We start from the raw sequence: 19,527 nt of genomic DNA, 5'->3' as shown, positions 1-19,527 counted from the left end.
CCTTAGATTAAGGGAGGCGAATGATCGTGTTGGAGAACCGGGTTGTGACCGGCAAGGTGATCGATATTCGTAACGATAAGGTGCTTACGCTTCATGGAGACATGGTCAGTACGTTTGATATGAAGTACTATGTCTGGATGGAGGAGGAGCCCTTCCCTATTCACGAAGGCTTGAGCGAGGCGTCCATAACGGGCGGTTTGCCGGAGGGGGACGCGGCGCATGCCGAAGCCCCCGGCTGGTTCCGCAGAGATTGGAAGCCGCTGCTTAACTTGATAACCGCTTGGAGAAAGAGTGCGAATCGTGCCTGATTTGCACTCTTTTTCTGTATTTAAGCTGCGGCTCATCCTCCTGTAAACGGCTGTATGGTCCATGAGTGGTTTCACCTGATTCAAGTATGTTGACAGCTCCGTTATGGGGTGTAGAATGATCTCAGTAGCAGGAGTTCGGTCAGCCTAACTTTGACGGAGGTTTTGTCCACATCTAAGCTGTCCAGGTTGTCCATAAGCCGCGGTCTTAACCTGATGAATGATTTAGATGATGAATAATTAAGGAGGGCAGTTAGATGGGACGGATAACACTCGTTATTGGGGCAACGGGGCTTGTAGGGGGACAGGTTACCGAGGAATTGCTGAAGAGACCCGAGATGAATGAGGTCCGGGTGCTGGTGAGAAGACCGCCTGACGCTACCCATCCGAGTCTGCGGAGCATTCCCGTGAATTGGGATGAGCTCGAACGCTTCGAAGAAGCCTTCGCGGGTGTTCACAGCGTGTATTGCTGCCTCGGGACAACGATCAAGAAGGCCGGCTCCCGGGAGCAATTCCGGAAGGTCGATGTGGAATACGTGCTGAAGTCGGCGACCCTTGCCAGAAGGCACGGCGTTCGCCAATTCCTGGCGGTCAGCTCGATGGGGGCAAGCCCGGATGTGCGGAATTTCTATCTTCGGACCAAGGGCGAAATGGAGGAAGGCCTGACCGAAATGGGCTTTCATGGCCTGCATCTGTTCCGTCCGTCTTTACTGCTTGGAAAGCGGCCGGACAGCCGTTTCGGCGAGCAGGCAGCTGCGGCATTGATGACTTCTCTGGATGTGCTGTTCAGGCGTCCGAAGCTCGCTCCATACCGGGCAGTCCCTTCACTGAAGGTGGCCCGCGCCATGGTGAGGATCGGGCTTACCGATATGAAGGGGCATCACATCTATCCGAATGAAGTCATTCATGTGCTGGGCGATACGGCTGAATAAATTTGCCAGTCTGCAGCCGGACGTTTACAATGTGAACATAACAGAATTACATAGAAGGGAGCCTTATCCATGAACAAACATATTATTTCCACGCCTAAAGCGCCAGGCGCGATCGGCCCTTACAGCCAGGCGGTAGAGATCAACGGCTTCGTATACACCTCCGGCCAGCTCGGTCTGAATCCGGAAACGGGGGAATTCGGTGAAGGCGTGCAGGAACAGGCGCGGCTGTCCTTAAGCAATGTAAAGGCCATTCTTGAAGCGGCAGGGACAAGCCTGGACCAGGTCGTCAAAACAACCGTATTCCTGAAGGACATGAATGATTTCGCAGCGGTAAACGAGGTGTACGGCAGCTTCTTTTCCGAGCCTTATCCGGCGCGGAGCGCGGTGGAGGTAGCCCGCCTGCCTAAGGACGGACTGGTGGAAATCGAAGTCATTGCAGTCAAGGGATAATGGATCGAAGGAAAACGTAAGGAAGAGCTCCGGCGCCCTAGAGGCGGCCGGGAGCTCTTTTTTTGTCAGGGTCAGCTTTACTTGTATGGGAGCCGGCCAGTTCAACTGGGAGCGCGAGGAACAAGACTGGACGTTGCCGTCGCCAAGCGGGTGTTTCCCGGGCCCAAGCGGGCGTACCCGTGACCCGGTGTTTCCAGGAACCCAAGCGGGCGTTCCGTGCCCCCCGGTCTTTTCGAGGCCGCAGTAGGTGTTCCAGTCCCGTGACCCGGTGTTTTCCCAGGCTCAAGCCGGTGTTCCCGTAGCAAATATTCCGGCTGTTGCTTCTTACTTCTGGTGCACCTTCCGATATTCGTTGGGCGTCACGCCCTCCATTTTTTTAAACACCTTGCTGAAGTACTTTTCATCCTGGTAACCGACCATCTCTGCAATCTGGGCAATGCGGAGCTGAGGATTGAGCAGCAGGGTCTTGGCCTTGTCGATGCGTACACGTCCGAGAAAATCGGAGAGGGTCACGCCGAATTCCTGTTTGAATTTGCGGGAGATATACTCCCTGCTGAGGAAGAAGCGACCGGCAATCTGCTGCAATGAAATCTCCTCATGATAGCTGTTTTCCAAATACCGGGCGATATCATGAATAATATGGCTGTCCTTCGAATGAATCTGGGTAAGCACTCTGGAGGCTGCGTTGAGTCGGCCGCAAATCTGTTCCCGCCAGCGGTCCCAGCACAGCATGCCGTCCTCATTCAAGGGAAGAGGGGACGGCAGGTCTTGGGAGATTTCCGCGTCCTCCACGGGCTCCTGTACGCTCTTTACCTCATTCTCGGTCCAATGCTGCTGCATCCAGTCCCATTCGGAGTTTATGCGCAGCAGCTGCTCCGGAGACACCCGATCCATGTCCCGGATATCCTTCATCCACTCATCCGCGGCTGCTTCGATCCGTTCCTTGCTCCCGCTCAGGGCGGCTAATTTGAATTTCTCTTCATACGTGGCCAAGCGAGGGGTACGGGAGCCTTCGCTTTCCGGGACGCGGTCTTTGTGAACTCGCGATTTGCCTGTCAGCAGGTTGCGGCTCCACAAGGCCTGGACGGCGTTCAAGTATGCTTTCGGCAGCTCAGCAGGGAAAGCTGCTGCCGCATAGCCGAAATGGGCCCGGCGCCGGAGAATGGCGAACAATCCGTCGTTGATCCGTTCGAGCATATCGTTGACGGGCAGACGAGGGTTCCAGTACAGCACAATCATTTCACCGGGCTTGTCGATATGGCGGAAAGCGACACCCTGATCGCGCAGCAGCTCGTTGCAGATATTAATCAAGGTGAAGGAGAGCAGATGCCGCCGGTTCCGAAATTTGGACAGCAGGTCTTTGTCAAACTGAACATCGCTTATAACGACGATATGACAGAGAGCTCCTGTCTGAGGCAGAGCTATCCGGTTTCGCAGCTGGGCTACGATGCTCTCTCTGCTGCCGTATCCGTTCACAAGATCCGAGAGAAGCCGGTCCATATAGAGCGGGGTCATCTGGTTCATCTCGATATTTTGGCTCATGATCTGCTTCCGCTTTTCTTCCTCCAACCGCCAGGCATCCGCCGCTTTGCCGAGCGCCTCGTTCAGACTTTCCGCCTCGACCGGCTTCAAAATATAATCCGATCCCCCCGAGCGGATCGTATGCCGGACATACTCGAAATCATCGTATCCGCTGATGACGAGCACCTTGATGTCGGGTCTGGATGTGTGCAGCCAGGTCAGCAGCTCGAGGCCGTTTGAATTCGGCATCCGCATATCGGTCATGACGATCTGGGGATCTTTCTCCTCAATCAGCCGAACCGCTTCCTCGCCGTCGGCAGCCTGATAGATTTCCGTTATGCCATGACGCTCCCAGTCCGCAAGCATCTCAATCGCTTCTCTTACGTGCTGTTCGTCGTCTACGATCAATACTTTCATCTCTTCTGCTCACTCTCCCCAAGCGTTGATATTGAGCGTGACAATGACGCCATGCGGCACTGCATTCTCGATGGTTAAAACAGCCTTGTTGTCCGTATACAGGTTCAGGCGCATCAGCACATTCATAAGCCCGATGGAGATATCCCCGGCATCGCCGCTTCGCGGCTCATAGCCCGAAGGATCGGCCAGCATGCGGCGGATAGCGGCCAGTCTGTCTTCCTCAATCGACGTGCCGTTATTCTCGACCACGACGACGAGTCTATGTTCCTCTGTAATACGCGAAGAAATCGATAAGCGTCCCACGGTATCCCTGGTGTTCATGCCGTGCTTGAAATAGTTCTCGACGATCGGCTGCAGAATCATCTTCGGAACGGGAGCCTGCAGGCTTTCCGGCTCCAAATCCCATGTAATTTCAAGCTGATCGCGGAAACGCTGCTTCTGGAGCTCCAAGTAGAGCCGCACATGATGGATCTCATCCTGCAGCGTTACTTTCGCCTCGCTGTTACGCATATTGTAGCGCATGATATTGGCGAGGGAGGAGAGCAGGGAATAGATCCGCGGCACCTTATGCTGAAGGGCCAACGTTCCGATGGACTGAAGCGCATTGTACAGAAAATGCGGGTCGATCTGTGCCTGCAGCGCTTTCAGCTGGTTGGTCTTGTTGGCCAGCTCCAGCCGGTATTCCCGCAGGATCAGGTTGTTGATCGTGTCCATCATATTCCGGAACCGCCGGGATAAAATTCCGATCTCGTCCGGGCTCGTTACATCGATATCGACATCCAGCCGCCCGGTCTGTACCTGATTCATATAACTCGTGAGCTGTTTAATGGGTCTTGTAATCCGAATGGATATCCATAGGGTGCCGAAAATGACAACCAGTAGAGCAAAAATGGCAATGATCGCGTTGATCCCCGTCAGTTCCGTCGAATTTTTGTACAGCGTTTTATGCGGTATCTGCTTCACCAAAGTCCAGGGGGCGTACGGCAGATCCAGCTTCTCATAGATCACCATCGCTTGCTTGCCGTCATAATAGCCCTGTTTTTCCTTGGCGATTTCATTCAGCAGCGTCTGATCGGCAAAGGGCTGCCCGATTTCATCGGGATTCGGACTATACATGATGCTGCCTGTATCATCAATCAAGTATAACTGCTCCTCCCCCTTGGCATACAGTTGGTCGCAAATGGCCAAGATACTGTCAAGTTTCACATCAATCGCCATTAGAGCGTACTGCTCGGGAGATGGAATGTTGTTGATCGACCGGTAAAAGGTGATCACCTTGAAATCGGTAATGTCAGCCGGTCTGCGGGGAAATCCGTAGTTATGAACCTCATGGATCGGCTCGACCGCGGCAGGGCCGGGACCGAACTGCTCAATCCGGCGGTAAGGCTCCTTCCGGAACTCGCGCCTTGGAAGATTGCTCGACACTTGGGTCGATTGACCGGTTAAGTAGTTGTGCAGGTAGATCTGATGAATGTCCTCCATCCCTGTCTGAATCGCCTGCAGGGTGGCATAGAGCTCGGCAATGACGCGGTGATTGTCCGGATCCAGGGCGAGATTGCGCAGAAAATAGGAGTCCGAATAGACGGAGAGCGAAGCCCGATTGATGCTGTTCATATAGTTTCTTAAATTGGTCGCTCCTTGATAAATTAGCCGAATGTTCTCGTTAACCGTCTGTTCCTTCACGGATTCGCGGGTATGCGAGAATGTGATGATTAAGGAGAGCAGAAGCGGAATCGTTGTAACGGCCAGCATGAATTGAATCAGCCGGGTTTGAATACTGCGGAATTTCATGACAGCTCACCTCAGATAGGATCAATCGTACAAAAGGGTATGGTCAATATTTTACACCTAACGGTTCATGATTCTCCGTGTTCAATGATAACAGGTTACCTCATAATGGCTATACATCATACAACATCTTATCGCAAAGGGGAGATCACAGGGATGAATCGAAAAAAATCATCGGCGCTGCTCCAGCAGTTTCTGTTCGTGGGACCCTCCACTATTTTTTTCATCCTGATCATGATCATTCCATTCCTTCTAGGACTGTATTATTCCTTCACCAACTGGAATGGCGTATCGAATAAAATCGATTGGGTCGGCTTTGATAACTTCGTAACGATATTTACCAATGACGATAAATTCCGCAGCTCATTCTGGTTCACCACAAGGTTCACGGTGCTGGGTGTCATTCTTACGAATCTTCTCGGCTTCGTGCTGGCCTATTTTCTGACCAAGCCTCTCAAGACGAGGAACGTGCTGCGAACGATCTTCTTCATGCCGAACGTGATCGGCGGCCTGCTTCTGGGCTTCATCTGGCAATTCATCTTCGTAAAAGGCTTCGCGGCGATCGGCAACGCGACGAATCTCGGATTCTTCAATCTGCCTTGGCTCGGGACGAAGGGGACGGCATTCTGGGCGATCGTCATCGTCTTCGTATGGCAGACGGCCGGTTATCTGATGGTCATCTATATTTCGTCGCTCAATAACGTGCCAAAGGATATTCTGGAGGCGGCCGAAATCGACGGCGCAAGCAGGGGACAAGTTCTTCGGTCCATCATTATACCGCTCGTGATGCCTGCCGTCACTGTATGCCTGTTCCTGGCGATCTCATGGTCGTTCAAGATGTTTGACCTGAACCTGTCGCTCACCAAGGGCGGGCCGTTCGGCTCCACGGAGTCGGTGGCCATGAACATCTATAACGAAGCGTATACGAATAACCGTCTGGGCCTCGGCACAGCGAAGGCGGTCATCTTCTTCATCGTCGTCGCCATCATCACAAGCCTGCAGGTTCGGTTCACGAAGAGCAAGGAGGTCGAGGCTTAATGGAGACCGTTAGAAAATACAAGCTGAATACGCTGGCTACCGAGCTCATCATGATCATCGTTGCTCTGCTCTTCCTGGTACCGTTCTATTTCCTGTTCGTCAATTCGGTCAAAACCTTCGGCGAGCTGCTGACCGATTCGGCGGGGCTGCCGACAACGTTTGAATGGAGCAACTATTCGCGGGCATGGGATATTACGAACTTTCCGTCGGCGCTCTGGAACTCCCTGGTCGTCACGGTTGCCAGCAACCTGCTGCTGGCGATGCTGAGCGCCATGACGGCGTATCAGATGGTGCGGCGCAATACGCGCTTTAACCGGCTTATGTTCGCCCTGTTCGTTGCAGCCATGGTCATTCCGTTCCAGTCCATCATGATTCCGCTGGTGAAGGTAACCGCAACGATGGGCATCAATAACAGCCTGTACGGCCTGATCATCTGTTATCTCGGGTTTGGTGTTCCGCTCAGCGTATTTCTGTTCCATGGATTTACGAAGTCGATTCCGCTGGAGATCGAGGAAGCGGCAACGGTGGACGGAGCGAGCGGCTACGGCGTATTCTTCCGGGTCGTATTTCCGCTCATGAAGCCGATGTTCGTGACCGTGATCATTCTGAACACGCTGTGGATCTGGAATGACTATCTGCTGCCGTCGCTGATCCTGCAATCCGCCGAGCTGCGGACGATACCGATTGCGACCTTCGCCTTCTTCGGGCAATATACCAAGCAGTGGGATCTGGCGCTGCCGGCGCTGGTGCTCGGCATTCTGCCGATCATCATTTTCTTCCTGGCGATGCAGAAATACATTATTGAAGGAATTACCCACGGGGCGGTCAAGGGATAAACCGGTAAAGCGGTCAATTTCATCCACCCGAGAGATCAATATCGTACCTGGTGAATCGAAAAAAGGTTAATTATACTGAAGAAGCAAAACGCCATTCATAGCAACTGATACACCTATACAAAAGGGAGGATTCATAACATGAAGAAACAAGGTAAGCTTCTGCTGGTCATGATCCTGGCGTTCTCCACCTTGCTTGCAGCATGCGGCGGCGGCTCGAAAGAGAGCGGCCAGGGAGCCGAAGGCGGCGCTGAGGGCGGAACGAAGACCATTAAGATTTTCCAATTCAAGGTTGAAATTGCGGAGGCGCTGAACCAGCTGAAGGCGGAATATGAGAAGGAGCATCCCGGCATCAAGCTGGACATTCAGACGGTCGGGGGCGGCTCTGACTACGGCGCGGCATTGAAGGCAAAGTTTGCATCAGGCGATGAGCCGGACATCTTCAACGTAGGCGGGTACCGTGACCTGGAAACCTGGTTCGAGAATATCGAAGATCTGTCCGACCAGCCATGGGTGGACGATGTGCTGGACGTAGCGAAGGAACCTATGACGAAAGACGGCAAGCTGTATGGGCAGCCGTTCGGCATTGAGGGCTACGGCTTCATTTACAACAAGGACCTGTTCAAGCAAGCGGGCATCACCGAGCTGCCGAAGACGCTGACCGAGCTTGAGGCAGCTGCGCAGAAGCTCCAAGCGGCAGGCATTACGCCATTTGCCAACGGCTATCAGGAAACGTGGATTTTGGCCAACCACCTGCTGAATATCCCGTTTGCCCATCAAGAGAATCCGGATGCTTTTGTCAAAGGCCTGAACGAAGGAACGGAGAAGATTGCGGGCAATGCGAAATTCGACGAATGGATCCGCCTGCTTGACCTGACGGTAAAGTATGGCCAGAAGAACCCGCTGACGACCGACTACAACACCGAGATCACGATGTTTGCCAGCGGGGAAGCCGCCATGACACAGAACGGCAACTGGACCCAGGTGCAGATTGACGGAATCAATCCGGAGCTGAACATCGGCTTCCTGCCGATGCCGATCAACGACAATGCCGAGGAGAACGACAAGCTTCCGGTCGGCGTGCCGAACAACTGGGTAGTCAACAACAAATCCCAGGTAAAGCCTGAAGCGAAGGAATTCCTGAACTGGCTTGTCACCTCGGAAACCGGCAAACGGTACATCACGGACGAATTTAAGTTCATCCCGGCCTTCAAGAGCATTGAAACCAAGAGCGAAACACTGGGCGATCTCGGCAACGATATCGTGAAATACAGCAAGGAAGGCAAGACGCTCAGCTGGGAGTTCAATAAATTCCCGGATGGCGGCATGAACGAATTCGGCAGCCAAATGCAAGGCTATGTTGCCGGCAATGTGAATAAAGACCAATTGTTCGAGGGCATCCAGAAATCCTGGGAGAGCCTGAAGGCGAAATAAACGAATAGAAGCGAGAAGAGGCCGCTCCGATTAGTCGGAGCGGCCTCTTCTGCGTGTATGGGGCAGCTATGGGAATGCAGGCGCGCAGGAATAGAGTGATGTCCTCGCATCATTGCGATCGCCAAATGATCCCGGAGTGTTCGCTGGATATGCCGCGACGACGGCTGACAAGCTCTAAGCCCTTCGGATCAGCAGATAGATGATGAGTCCGACAATCGGAAAGAACAGCAGACCGAGGACGACAAGCAGCGCGAATTCAGGGCTTCTGCCAAGACGGCGTGCATCGCGGTATCCCCATATACAAATCAAGATGTGAATAATAAAAAATAAAATACCTATTAATATAACGCCCAGCCCAATAATGCTTCCGGCAAATAAGATGTCCACACGAGCTCCTCCTGACAAATGTAGGTTTATTTATTCAATACGCATGAAGGACCGGCTAGGTGGCAACATTTAGGGGAGCGGCATCCTTTATTTGCCCGAAAATTCTTTTGGTTACCGTTTTGAAATTATGCGGCGATCGTATAAGATAGTAATAATATCTATAAAAAGCAGGAAAAGACGGGAGACAACGATGAATCAAGCGCTTTATGGCGTATGGTTAGGTGACGCATTCTTTTGTTTTTCCGGAGAGGTATCCGAGCCCAAGGTAGATGCATGGAGCCGCGTTGTCCGTGCCGTACGGATGCAGGATGGAAGCCGTCCCTTCGCAAATGCAACCCTCCGGCTGGCCGAGCTCAGATATCCGTCCCCGACCTATGGGGCGAGAAGCACGCGTCGTCCGGAGCGGAAGATGGTTGGCGGCCGGACGATGGAAGGACTGGCGCTGACGCCGGGGGATGCGTTCCAAATGCTGCTCGAGCTTACGCCGGCAAACTATGAAGCACAGGGCCTCGCAGCCGGAGAAGAGATGGAATTTTGGATACAAGCAAGCCGCTTTGCGCTGCAGCTGCTGCTTCAAGGCAAGCTTGCGCCCGGAACAGCCGAAGTGCCGGCGGTCGGAAGACGGCGCACCACGATGCAGAGCATCCGTGCGGTATGGAAGCCGCAGCTCTCCGGGGAGGACTCGGAGCGATTCATGCACCTGGCGGCCAATATTCCGCCGGTCTGCATCGGCGTGCCGGCAGCTCTGGCCGGGCATGACCCGTCAACCCGGGAAGAAGCGGGCGCGATCGTGCTGTACTCGTTCTTGTGCGGCATTCTGAACAGCGAGGCCCGGGAGGCGGTGCGGGAAACCCAGGATAAGCTGCGGCCCCATCTGGCGAATTATCGCCGCGGGCATTCTCCCTTAGCCGAGCTGTGGTGGAACAGTCTGCTGACGGTGAACCGTGAGCTCCCGGTTCAAGGAACAGCCGAAGAGATCGGGGAGCTGACATCGGCGGTGGAGGCGGCGGGAGGAACGTCGGTTCCGTATGCCGCGGGCGAGGATGCGCCCCCTGAGAGCGGAACGGTCGGGCTCGGACTTCGGCTTGAGCCTCCGCTTACGGACAACCGGCAGGATTGGCAAATCTCGTTTTGGGCACGGGGCTTGGAGGATGAGGGCTTGCTGCTCCCCGCAGGCAGCATCTGGGGAATGGCGGAGCCGGATCCGCTGATCCGGGGACGGATCTATTCCTCCGTGAAGCAGCAGCTGCTGCTAAGGCTTGGCGAAGCCGCGGAGCTTGCGCCGGAGCTGGCGGAGGGCTTACGCGGACCGGCACCCGATGGGGCGACGATTCCGCTCAGCGCCTTGTCTTCCTTTATGAAGGATTCGGTTCCGAGACTGGCCCGAAGAGGCGTGACGGTCCAAATGCCGTCAAGGTGGAGCAAGGAAGGCCGCAGACGGGTCGGGCTGTCCCTAAAGATGATGTCCGACGCGAGATCGCCGGGCGGGATGCATCCGCTCCCTGTGATGGGGATGGAGCATCTGGTTCGCTTTGAAATTTCCGCGGCCATGGGAGGCCAGCGTCTCACCCGGGATGAGCTGAAATCGCTGGCGGAGCAGAATTTGCCGTACGTCCAATTCCGCGGTGAATGGGTTGAGGTCGACTTGAAGGAGATCAACCAGGTGCTCCGTTTCATGAAGCGCCACGAAAAGGGCGAGATGGAGCTCGCGGAATGGATGCATCTGACCGCCGAGATGGACGGGGAACGGCTGTGGAAGGGCCTCTTTATCGAGGAGGTGGAATCCGCAGGACTGCTGTCCTCCTTGCTCGAAGGCGAGTTCATCCGGAAGGTTCCTCCCCGGCCTGTCCCCTCGACGCTGCATGGGGAGCTGAGGCCGTATCAGGAGCGGGGGTATCAATGGCTCAGCATGATGCGCGACATGGGCTTTGGCGTATGCCTTGCGGATGATATGGGGCTTGGCAAGACGATTCAGGTCATTACTTGCCTGCTGGACCGGAGGGAATCGGACGGGGAGACCGGGCCGGTCTTGATCATATGCCCGACGTCTTTGCTTGGGAACTGGCAGCGGGAGCTCCAGCGGTTCGCCCCGGAGCTGTCGCTTCATGTTCATCATGGTGTCCGGCGGCTTCGGGGCGAAGAGTTCACGCAGAAGACCAAGGAGTACGACGTCGTGCTGACCACGTACCATCTGGCCGGGCGTGACGGAGGAGATCTGTCCGGCATCAGATGGTCCAGCGTTGTACTGGACGAGGCCCAGTATATTAAGAATTACCGTACCAAGCAGGCGCAGAGCGTCATGAAGCTGTCGGCCCCCCACCGGATTGCCATGACCGGTACACCGGTGGAGAACCGACTGGCAGAGCTGTGGTCCATCTTCCATTTTCTCAATCCCGGGTATTTGGGCTCCTTCCATGCCTTCCGTCAGCGGTATGCAGCCGGCGAAGGGCAGCAGGAGAGGTACCGGGAGCTTCACCGGCTCGTATCGCCGTTCATGCTGCGCAGGCTGAAGAGCGATCCGGACATCCGCAAGGATCTGCCGGAGAAGCTGGAGGTGAAGTCCTACTGCACGCTGACGGAGGTGCAGGGAGCTATGTATCAGGCCGTCGTGGATGAGATGATGGGACAGATCGAAACCCAGACGGGCATGGCTCGCAAGGGGCTGGTGCTGTCCTCGCTGACCAAGCTGAAGCAAATATGCGATCATCCTCAGCTGCTGCGGCAGGAGGAGGGACGAGCGGTGCGCGCGGAAGCCTCCGGGAAGATGGAGCGGATGCTCGAGATTCTCGACCAGATTGCAGATATGGGGGAATCGGCGCTCATCTTCACCCAGTATGTCGGCATGGGCGAGCTGCTTGTGAACGTGCTCGGACGCAAGTATGGGAAGAAGCCTCATTTTCTCCATGGCGGCGTCCCGAAGCGCGAAAGGGACGAGATGGTCCGGGCCTTCCAGAACGGCGAAGGCACGGAATTCTTCGTGCTGTCGCTGAAGGCCGGCGGCGTGGGGCTGAATTTGACCCGCGCGAATCATGTGCTCCACTACGACCGCTGGTGGAACCCGGCGGTGGAGAATCAGGCAACGGACCGGGTGTTCCGGATTGGACAGCACCGCAATGTGCAGGTGCATAAGCTGATCTGCCAGGGGACGCTGGAGGAACGGATTGACGAGCTGATCGAACAGAAAAAGGCGTTGTCCGAGCAGGTCGTCGGCTCCGGCGAGACATGGCTGACGGAAATGTCCGACGGCGAGCTCCGCCGACTGATCGAGCTTCAAGGACAGGATTGGATGTAAACGGGCATCCCGTTCGATTATGAATGAGGGTGCTATACGGATTTTCTCTTTTGATTGAGATGCTGTCCAGATTCTCTTTCGATCAGGACGCTAGCCAGATTCTTTCGTTCAGGATGCTTGCCCAGATTCTCTTCTGACCAGGCTGCTATATCGAGCGAAACAATTTTGAATGTTTGGATGACATAGAAGGATTTACGGCGAAGAGGAGGGTGCTGTTATGGAACCGACGAAGACTGGCGAGCCTCGGTTTGATTTGACTGCGGGGCGGCTTCAGGGCTGGACCGGTCCGGACGGGGAGCAAGGCGGGAGCTGCGGAATCAGCGTGACGATCGAGCCGCTTACTAGCGATGCCCGCAATACGATAATCGCCTACCTTACGGATCATCCGCTGGAGCTGTACTCGCTCCTTGCAGGCCGTGAAGCCCCGTGGCTGGCGGGCTTTGTTCCTTCGCCCCTGCCGGGCGAAGGGGAGGGCGTGCCTTGCACATGCGGGCGCGAAGCCTGCGGTCAAGCCGCGGCCGTGCTGGACGCCGCACGGCAGAAGCTTGCGGCGGAGCCGCTCCAGCTGCTGGCGCTGCTGGGGCTGCCGCGGGAGGCGCTGCTGGCCGGCGTCTTCGACGCCTGGGCCAAGGCCGTACCACCGCGGCCAGGCGGCACCGCCGGGGACGCGGCCACCCGCGTGAAGGAGAAGGGGCCGTCCGGCCCTTCTCCCGGCGAATGGGTGGCCGAGGCTGCGGCCGAAGGCCGGCTGCACCGGCCAGGGCCGCAGCTGGGCGAGCTGGCGGTGCCGCTGTCCCCGCCGCCGCCCGGGGAGCTTGGGCCCGCCGGCGATTGGGCGGGCCTGCTGCCGGGGGTAAGCGGCGTTACCCAGGCGCTCGGCCTCATTGCCCGTGCGGCTTCGGAGCGGGCCGAGCAGAAGCGCCGCCGCATAGAGCAGCCATAGCTGTAGCCGCACCTCTCGAAAGGAGCGGCCAGGCGCATGGCTGCTTTTTTCACGCCTAATGGCCGTAAAGCGCGGCCTCGGCACCGCAAATTCGGAGAAATGACGGCATAGCGCGTCATTCTTCGACATGACAGCGTTTGTCCTGTAACGCTTGGATAAGGTACAATGAGGACAATGAAGATGGGAAAGGACGAGGCAGCGATGAATGCATTTTATGGAAAAAGGATACGCTGGACAAGCCTGATGCTGTCATCTCTGCTGGTAGCGGGGAGCATTTTGGCCGGATGCCAATCGAATGACGCGGGTTCAGGCAAAGAGCAGGGACAGGAGCTTCAATCGCCGGCCGAGGGCCAGGAAGGCACGACGCTTCCGGAAGGAACCGGGGAGGGCGCAAGCGCGGAGGCCGGGAACGAGCCGGCGGATCCCGTAATGGCCAAGCGGAGCGAGAATGCGCTCCAGGCAACCGTGCAGGAGGAGAACGGCAAGCAGGTCGTGACCAATCCGGATGCCGTCACCGTAGTGGTGAACAAGCAGCGCAGTCTCCCGGACGGCTACGAGCCGAATGATCTTGTGGAGCCGAACGTTCCGTTTTCCTTCGACGGTCCCCATGAGAAGCGGATGTTGAGACAAGAGGCAGCCAAGGCGCTTGAGGAATTGTTTGCAGCGGCCGAGGCGGACGGAATGGAGCTTCGCGCGGTTTCGGGTTACCGTTCATATGACCGCCAGAAGGTGATATATGAAAATAATGTCCGCACCAAGGGAGAAGCGGAGGCGAACCGTGTCAGCGCAGTGCCCGGCACGAGCGAGCACCAGACCGGCCTGACGATTGACGTGTCGAGTCCAAGCGCAGGGAACGCGCTGGAGGAAGCGTTCGGCCATACGGAGGAAGGCGAGTGGCTGGCCAGACGCGCGCCGGAATTCGGATTCATCATCCGGTACCCGGAAGGGGCGGAGGATATTACGGGATACGTGTACGAGCCTTGGCATATCCGCTATGTCGGGAAGGATCTGGCGCCGGACATTGCCAAGAACGGCCTGACGCTGGAGGAGTATTTCGACGAAGCCAACCTGAAGCTGTAGCTGTCGTGTGAAATGGTCGGAGCAGGGGAAATACGCAATCCCTTCATTGCCATGACCGGACAAGGCTAAACCGTTGAACGAGCTTTCAGGCTTATTGGACGTCGGGAATGCTAAGCAATCGCAAAGAAACCCCGGAGCTGTGCTTCGGGGTTTCTTTGGATCAATCCTGCGAGCGGTTCCCGGCATGCAAGCCTCACGCCTGATTCAGGCTTCACGCCAGGTGCACAAACTCCACGCATGATGCAGGATTTCCGCCTGATGCAAGCTTCCGGTCTCATGCAGGATTCCCGCCTAATGCAAGCTTACGGCCTCCATGCAGGATTTCCTACTAATGTAAGCAGCGAGAGGCTTGTCATGCCCTTCGGCCGCTGAAATTGTGTAAGAAGAGCCGCCTACCAGGAATTTTTTTCACATGGGTGCTGCTTTATGGCTTGTCATTTCGTTTATTTATTAAGCGGGGCATTCTCGTAGCCCGGATCGTCATAGCCGGTGTCATCCATTTTGCGGATAATGTTCATATCCTCGATCATGCGGCGCGTACGTTCATCCCCATGCTCATGGAGGAATGCGTACAGGTCGATTGTCCGCTCATCGAATTGCTCGATGGCTTCATCGTGATCAGCCGATTTATACGGTACAAAGGTCCGTTGGAACGCATAGCGGTCGGTGCTGCTGAAATCATTCATCAAGTCCTTCAGCCGGGTTAATTCGTCCTTGCTGAGCATGACGATGAATTCATTGGAATCTCCCGGGACATCCCGGATCAGGTTATGGTTGACGGAGACATAATAGGTTTTTTTATCGGTTGTCATGCTTTATCCCTCCAGTAATGGCAGCCGGCTTACCGCACGGCCGGTAAGCTTTCGATGCCAGATTGAACGCTGGCTTGAGGCAGGTGCTGGCTTTTTTCTATTCTTTACACAACCGGAATCGGGTTGAATCACTTGAAATGACAGGAAGACGGCGATTTTCACAAGAAGCAAGGAATTTGGTATGATAGAATCACCGTCACCGCCGTATACTGGATAGATGAGATGTCCGCCTTCCTGGCATGGCCCGATCGACGGCATGCGGGAACCGGAGGACCGGTTAGGGGTGAGCGTTTAATTCATTAATGATGTTAACTATGCGCTGCTTTAGGAAGCGCGTTATGATGCGGGTATAAGGAAGAGGAGGAAATAGGGATGAATATATTACAGAGGCTTAAGGACGGTGCGAACCGGGCAACGGAAAAAGCTCAGCACGTGGTAGAAGTCAATAAACTGAACAGCCAAATTGCGGAGATCGAGCAGCAGAAAAATTCGTACTACCTTCAAATGGGGAAAGTATTCTACGAAGGCTACCGCATGCAGGATATGTCCGTTGCCGAGCAGGAAATGGTAGAGCTGGCCAAGACCTGCGACGGTCTTCAGGAGAAGATTGAAGAGATCCGCAACCGGATTGCGGTGCTGAAAAATGAGCGGGTCTGCCAATGCGGACGCGTGGTGGCGCTCGATGCCAATTTCTGTCCGAATTGCGGCCGCAAGCTGGCCAGCATCGCTCCGAAAGAGGAAGAACCGATTGAAAAAGCGGTGAAGGAGCCTGAGCTGAACAAGGTTAGATTCGATTTCGAGGATGAAGATGAGGCCGATGCTTATGCGGCAGCTGCCGATGAGCGAGACCATGAGCCATTCACGTATCGCCAAGGTCCGGAGCCGTTTAGCCCTGTCGATGAGGAGCTTCTTGAGCCGGAGGTGGATCCTGAGCAGCTTCGTCTTGAGCAGGAGGAGCAGGAGAAGGAGCGCCGCCACTGGGAAGAGCTCGAGCGTGAACGGGAAAGACAGCTGGAGCTGGACCGGCGCATTCGTTTCTGGCAGGAAAACAATCAGAACCAGGATTATGTGTCCGGAGAAGAGACGGTGCGGGATACGGTAAAATGTCAAATTTGCAGCGTCGACCTGCCGAAGGGCTCGAAATGGTGCCCGCGCTGCGGAGCGGAGCAAATCTAATTGAATTGTAAGGGAATCGGACGACCATGGCCTTAAGCGCAAGTTCAACAACAATCGTGTGTATGATAGAGCAAGCGTTCGAGCATCTTTGGGGGGACTAGAAATTATGGAACAATTGCTGCATCATCTGCGCAATTTAGGATTTACCGAGATCGAATCGAAAATTATGGTGGACCTTGCCGAGCATGGACCCGCCGGAGGCTACGAGGTGGCGAAGCGCCTCGGGGCTTCCAGGTCCAATGTGTATGCGGCCATGCAGCGGCTGGAACGGCAGGGAGCGCTCGAGCGCATGAACGGAGAACCCGTCCGATACCGGTCGCTGAAGCCGGAGGAATTGACGCGCATGATCTCGGGACGAGTGGAGGCTTCCCTTGCCTATGTGGAGAAAAGCCTGCCGCGCAGCAGCGGTACGGCTGCCCCGTTCCTCAGCATGGAAGGAGATCAAGCCGTGCTAGATGCTCTCGTTCGGGAGCTGGGACGGGCAGAGCGCGAGATTGTGGTCGATGTCTGGCGGGAGGAGGCTGCGCTGCTTCGCGAGCCGCTGGCCGAAGCGGAGGCTAGAGGCGTGAAGGTGCTGTGGGCATGCGACGGCCCTGAGCAGAGCTTGTCGCGGACGCTTGCTTGGCCGGGCTGGAGGGGCCTCGAGGAACGAAAGCGGGGCGGCCGCAAATTCTCCTTCGTCGTGGACCGCGAGTGGTGCATGCTCGGGATGCGCGGCGGTGAATTCGAGACCGGTGCCGTAATTACGGAACACCCTGTGATGGCTGAGCTGCTGCTGCATCATTTCACCCAAGAGATGGTGCTGTTCCAGCTTGAGCAGGATATGGGAGACACGCTGGAGTCGCGGTACGGCCGGAATTTCGGGCTCATTCAAAGCGAGTACGTCACGCCGGAAGGCTATGCCGACCCGTACGGGGAAGAGGATGAACGTGCGATTGATCCTGATGCCTTAAGGGTAGCTTTACCCGAGACGGGAGCGTTTGAAGAAGCGGCGACCGGCTTGGAAGCGGAAGCTGAATCCGGCGTTAACGCGGAGGCAGAGCAGGGGCCGTCATCTGAGCACGCATCCAAAGGGACAGATAGCTGATCGTGACAAGCACGATCTGCCCGTATTAGATGCTGCGCCTGAAATCGCTAGTTCATCTATACTAGGCTTGCGCACACCAGCGCAATGGCATTGTATGAATCGGCAATGACATGAATCACAGCCCGATCCGTAATTTTATGATAAAATACAATCAAACTTTAACGAACGCCGGGAACTATCCTGGCGTTTATTTGCATAAGGGACTATACCGCCGCGATGCAGGATATCATGAGTAAGGGGCAGGATATTCAGACAACGAAGCGAGAGGAGTGGCTTGCATGGAATGCATCGTTCATTTTACAGTCGGGCACAAGGAAGGACCCAAGAAATTAAGGGGCCTGATCTTTGTTGATAAGGGGAAGCAGCCCACCGGACAGCAGCTTCTGGATATGTTTCACGATATGGAATACAACGTCGTTCCGGATGAGCGCGATGAGCTGCTGTTCAAGCCGGTGACTCCGGATGCAACGTACTCCTACATCCGGGTCAATGAATTGGATATGGGTCAGGAGCGTTATACCGAGGATCGCAACCTGAAATCGATCTTGAATGAGCTCATTCCGCGAAAGCATACGGGGTTGTAGCCTATAATTATGAACAAGCACCAATATAGCATACGATCTCAAGTATGAATATATCATTACGGATGCTGTCTTCCTTACCGGCGAGTGCTGGGATTTGCTCATTAGCCTTGATATAATGAGTGTATGAAAAGGAGATGGCGATGTATATTTTCATAGGAATCATAGCGTTGATCATTTACGGCTTGCTCGTCTATTATATCGGGCGAAGTGTATGGAGCTGGATGGGGCCTGGGAAATCCGCCCTGTTCAAGACACTGTACATTATCGTCCTGACGGTCGTATCGACCTCTTTTATATCAGGGCGTTTCCTCGGCAATCTTACGGTGCTGAACGTAATCGGTGCCTATTGGATGGCGGTCTTTTACGTGCTGATCCTCGTTCTCCCGTTGTTGCATTTAACGATGTGGGTGCTGCGCCGAACGAAGCTCCGCCGGGACGGCGCGGGGAAGAGGGCAGGTCTGCTCGTGTTGGTTCTCTTACTGCTGTTGATCGGGCTTGGTACGTTTAATGCCTATAGCCCGACGGTACGGGCATACAGCGTGAATATTGCCAAGGATGCCGGAGCGATGGATGAGCTTAATATCGTCATGGCCTCCGATATGCATTTCGGACTGCTGTCGGGAAAAGGCCATGCGAAGCGGATGGTTGAGGAAATTAATGCGTTAAAGCCGGATCTGGTGCTGTTCCCGGGTGACATGATCGACGACGATCTGGATGCTTATCTTGGCCAAGGCATTGACGGAATCTTGTCAGGCATCCGTTCTACATACGGGGTATATGCTTCGCTTGGCAACCATGACCGCTTCGAAGGTGACATTAAAGAGCTGATTGAAGCACTGGAGCGCAGCGGGATGACCGTGCTGTATGATGAGGCGGCAGCCGTCGAGGACTTGATGATTGCCGGGCGACGGGACAAGCAGGATACGGAGCGTGCCCCATTATCCGAGATCCTGAAGGAGGCCGACAAGACGCGGCCCATTCTTCTTCTGGATCATCAGCCGAATGCGCTGGATGAGGCCAAGGAGCAGGGCGTGGACCTGGTCGTATCGGGCCATACCCACCGCGGGCAGGTATTCCCGGCTCACCTGATTACCGGGGCGTTGTTTGAAAATGATTGGGGTTATTTGAAAAAAGGACAAATGCACTCCATCGTTTCCTCGGGCTATGGATTTTGGGGACCGCCGATCCGGCTCGGCTCCCGCTCCGAAATCGTGCAAATTCATGTCGCGTTTCAGCCATAATACAACGTGGGCCACCGGTTAACGGTGGCCTTTTGGTGCTCAAATGCTCAAGATTTGGCCGCTTAGCTCTTCGTTGAATAGATTTCCGTAAATTTTCACTTTATTTTTTCATACTAATTGCGTTATACTTCATTCATTCGGAATTATCACATTACACGTAAGCATGAGATTGATTTTTTCTTACCATGCAGATTTTGCACAAATCGA

16 protein-coding genes and 1 pseudogene are annotated in these 19,527 nt (G+C 55.2%); 13 read left to right on the top strand and 4 right to left on the bottom strand.

Annotated elements, in window-relative coordinates; translation table 11 throughout:
- Positions 1-26: 26 nt before the first annotated feature.
- The 3 genes from J2Z18_RS03625 (at position 27) to J2Z18_RS03615 (ending at position 1,687) form a co-directional block, all read left to right on the top strand.
- The gene (locus J2Z18_RS03625) at positions 27-308 is read left to right on the top strand and encodes a hypothetical protein (RefSeq protein WP_007130438.1); all 282 of its coding nucleotides are present in this window, start codon (positions 27-29) and stop codon (positions 306-308) included.
- 254 nt (positions 309-562) lie between these two features.
- The gene (locus J2Z18_RS03620; RefSeq protein ID WP_007130437.1) at positions 563-1,237 is read left to right on the top strand and encodes an NAD(P)H-binding protein; all 675 of its coding nucleotides are present in this window, start codon (positions 563-565) and stop codon (positions 1,235-1,237) included.
- Positions 1,238-1,306: 69 nt separating this feature from the next.
- The gene (locus J2Z18_RS03615) at positions 1,307-1,687 is read left to right on the top strand and encodes a RidA family protein (protein WP_007130436.1); all 381 of its coding nucleotides are present in this window, start codon (positions 1,307-1,309) and stop codon (positions 1,685-1,687) included.
- 324 nt (positions 1,688-2,011) lie between these two features.
- On the opposite strand, the gene J2Z18_RS03610 is transcribed toward J2Z18_RS03615, so the two are convergent.
- Positions 2,012-3,625 (bottom strand): response regulator transcription factor, encoded by a 1,614-nt coding sequence (locus J2Z18_RS03610; protein WP_007130435.1) that lies wholly within the window; start codon positions 3,623-3,625, stop codon positions 2,012-2,014.
- 9 nt (positions 3,626-3,634) lie between these two features.
- Positions 3,635-5,416: a cache domain-containing sensor histidine kinase gene (locus J2Z18_RS03605; RefSeq protein WP_007130434.1), complete on the bottom strand. Its 1,782-nt coding sequence runs from the start codon at positions 5,414-5,416 to the stop codon at positions 3,635-3,637.
- A 153-nt stretch (positions 5,417-5,569) separates the two neighbouring features.
- Between J2Z18_RS03605 and J2Z18_RS03600 the strand changes: the two genes are divergently transcribed.
- From J2Z18_RS03600 to J2Z18_RS03590, 3 genes are all read left to right on the top strand, one after another.
- Positions 5,570-6,451, top strand: a complete 882-nt coding sequence (locus tag J2Z18_RS03600; RefSeq protein WP_007130433.1) for a carbohydrate ABC transporter permease — start codon at positions 5,570-5,572, stop codon at positions 6,449-6,451.
- Positions 6,451-7,287 (top strand): carbohydrate ABC transporter permease, encoded by an 837-nt coding sequence (locus tag J2Z18_RS03595; protein WP_007130432.1) that lies wholly within the window; start codon positions 6,451-6,453, stop codon positions 7,285-7,287. Before J2Z18_RS03600 ends, J2Z18_RS03595 begins: the two co-directional genes overlap by 1 nt.
- 138 nt (positions 7,288-7,425) lie before the next feature.
- On the top strand, positions 7,426-8,718 hold the full coding sequence (locus tag J2Z18_RS03590; protein WP_007130431.1) for an ABC transporter substrate-binding protein: 1,293 nt from the start codon (positions 7,426-7,428) through the stop codon (positions 8,716-8,718).
- A 174-nt stretch (positions 8,719-8,892) separates the two neighbouring features.
- On the opposite strand, the gene J2Z18_RS03585 is transcribed toward J2Z18_RS03590, so the two are convergent.
- Positions 8,893-9,105 carry a hypothetical protein gene (locus J2Z18_RS03585; protein WP_007130430.1) on the bottom strand — a complete coding sequence of 71 codons (213 nt, stop codon included), beginning with the start codon at positions 9,103-9,105 and terminating at the stop codon, positions 8,893-8,895.
- A gap of 190 nt (positions 9,106-9,295) precedes the next feature.
- Between J2Z18_RS03585 and J2Z18_RS03580 the strand changes: the two genes are divergently transcribed.
- The 3 genes from J2Z18_RS03580 (at position 9,296) to J2Z18_RS03570 (ending at position 14,420) form a co-directional block, all read left to right on the top strand.
- Positions 9,296-12,397 carry a DEAD/DEAH box helicase gene (locus tag J2Z18_RS03580; RefSeq protein ID WP_210094192.1) on the top strand — a complete coding sequence of 1,034 codons (3,102 nt, stop codon included), beginning with the start codon at positions 9,296-9,298 and terminating at the stop codon, positions 12,395-12,397.
- A 217-nt stretch (positions 12,398-12,614) separates the two neighbouring features.
- Positions 12,615-13,340, top strand: coding sequence for a hypothetical protein (locus J2Z18_RS03575; RefSeq protein WP_007130428.1), 726 nt, complete (start codon positions 12,615-12,617; stop codon positions 13,338-13,340).
- A gap of 180 nt (positions 13,341-13,520) precedes the next feature.
- On the top strand, positions 13,521-14,420 hold the full coding sequence (locus J2Z18_RS03570; protein WP_210094191.1) for a M15 family metallopeptidase: 900 nt from the start codon (positions 13,521-13,523) through the stop codon (positions 14,418-14,420).
- A gap of 443 nt (positions 14,421-14,863) precedes the next feature.
- Here J2Z18_RS03570 and J2Z18_RS03565 read toward each other — a convergent pair whose 3' ends face one another.
- Complete coding sequence (locus J2Z18_RS03565) at positions 14,864-15,232, bottom strand: hypothetical protein (protein WP_007130426.1); 369 nt, start codon at positions 15,230-15,232, stop codon at positions 14,864-14,866.
- A gap of 372 nt (positions 15,233-15,604) precedes the next feature.
- Here J2Z18_RS03565 and J2Z18_RS03560 point away from each other — a divergent pair, with 372 nt between their 5' ends.
- From J2Z18_RS03560 to J2Z18_RS03545, 4 genes and pseudogenes are all read left to right on the top strand, one after another.
- Positions 15,605-16,408, top strand: coding sequence for a zinc ribbon domain-containing protein (locus tag J2Z18_RS03560; protein WP_007130425.1), 804 nt, complete (start codon positions 15,605-15,607; stop codon positions 16,406-16,408).
- A 106-nt stretch (positions 16,409-16,514) separates the two neighbouring features.
- Positions 16,515-17,297 (top strand): annotated as a pseudogene (locus tag J2Z18_RS03555) (TrmB family transcriptional regulator); the annotation flags it as partial.
- A gap of 476 nt (positions 17,298-17,773) precedes the next feature.
- Positions 17,774-18,079, top strand: a complete 306-nt coding sequence (locus J2Z18_RS03550) for a hypothetical protein (protein ID WP_007130423.1) — start codon at positions 17,774-17,776, stop codon at positions 18,077-18,079.
- Positions 18,080-18,219: 140 nt separating this feature from the next.
- Positions 18,220-19,320: a metallophosphoesterase gene (locus J2Z18_RS03545; protein ID WP_007130422.1), complete on the top strand. Its 1,101-nt coding sequence runs from the start codon at positions 18,220-18,222 to the stop codon at positions 19,318-19,320.
- The last annotated feature ends 207 nt before the right edge of the window (positions 19,321-19,527 follow it).

The organism is Paenibacillus lactis (assembly GCF_017873605.1).
GTDB lineage: Bacteria > Bacillota > Bacilli > Paenibacillales > Paenibacillaceae > Paenibacillus_AQ > Paenibacillus_AQ lactis.
This window is presented reverse-complemented; position numbering and strand designations above follow the sequence as displayed.

Coding starts and splice junctions, on each gene's coding strand:
- J2Z18_RS03580 (WP_210094192.1), top strand. CDS start 9,296: ATGAATCAAGCGCTTTATGGCGTATGGTTAGGTGACGCATTCTTTTGT.
- J2Z18_RS03545 (WP_007130422.1), top strand. CDS start 18,220: ATGTATATTTTCATAGGAATCATAGCGTTGATCATTTACGGCTTGCTC.
- J2Z18_RS03620 (WP_007130437.1), top strand. CDS start 563: ATGGGACGGATAACACTCGTTATTGGGGCAACGGGGCTTGTAGGGGGA.
- J2Z18_RS03605 (WP_007130434.1), bottom strand. CDS start 5,416: ATGAAATTCCGCAGTATTCAAACCCGGCTGATTCAATTCATGCTGGCC.
- J2Z18_RS03570 (WP_210094191.1), top strand. CDS start 13,521: ATGGGAAAGGACGAGGCAGCGATGAATGCATTTTATGGAAAAAGGATA.
- J2Z18_RS03610 (WP_007130435.1), bottom strand. CDS start 3,625: ATGAAAGTATTGATCGTAGACGACGAACAGCACGTAAGAGAAGCGATT.
- J2Z18_RS03590 (WP_007130431.1), top strand. CDS start 7,426: ATGAAGAAACAAGGTAAGCTTCTGCTGGTCATGATCCTGGCGTTCTCC.
- J2Z18_RS03550 (WP_007130423.1), top strand. CDS start 17,774: ATGGAATGCATCGTTCATTTTACAGTCGGGCACAAGGAAGGACCCAAG.
- J2Z18_RS03615 (WP_007130436.1), top strand. CDS start 1,307: ATGAACAAACATATTATTTCCACGCCTAAAGCGCCAGGCGCGATCGGC.
- J2Z18_RS03565 (WP_007130426.1), bottom strand. CDS start 15,232: ATGACAACCGATAAAAAAACCTATTATGTCTCCGTCAACCATAACCTG.
- J2Z18_RS03560 (WP_007130425.1), top strand. CDS start 15,605: ATGAATATATTACAGAGGCTTAAGGACGGTGCGAACCGGGCAACGGAA.
- J2Z18_RS03575 (WP_007130428.1), top strand. CDS start 12,615: ATGGAACCGACGAAGACTGGCGAGCCTCGGTTTGATTTGACTGCGGGG.
- J2Z18_RS03600 (WP_007130433.1), top strand. CDS start 5,570: ATGAATCGAAAAAAATCATCGGCGCTGCTCCAGCAGTTTCTGTTCGTG.
- J2Z18_RS03595 (WP_007130432.1), top strand. CDS start 6,451: ATGGAGACCGTTAGAAAATACAAGCTGAATACGCTGGCTACCGAGCTC.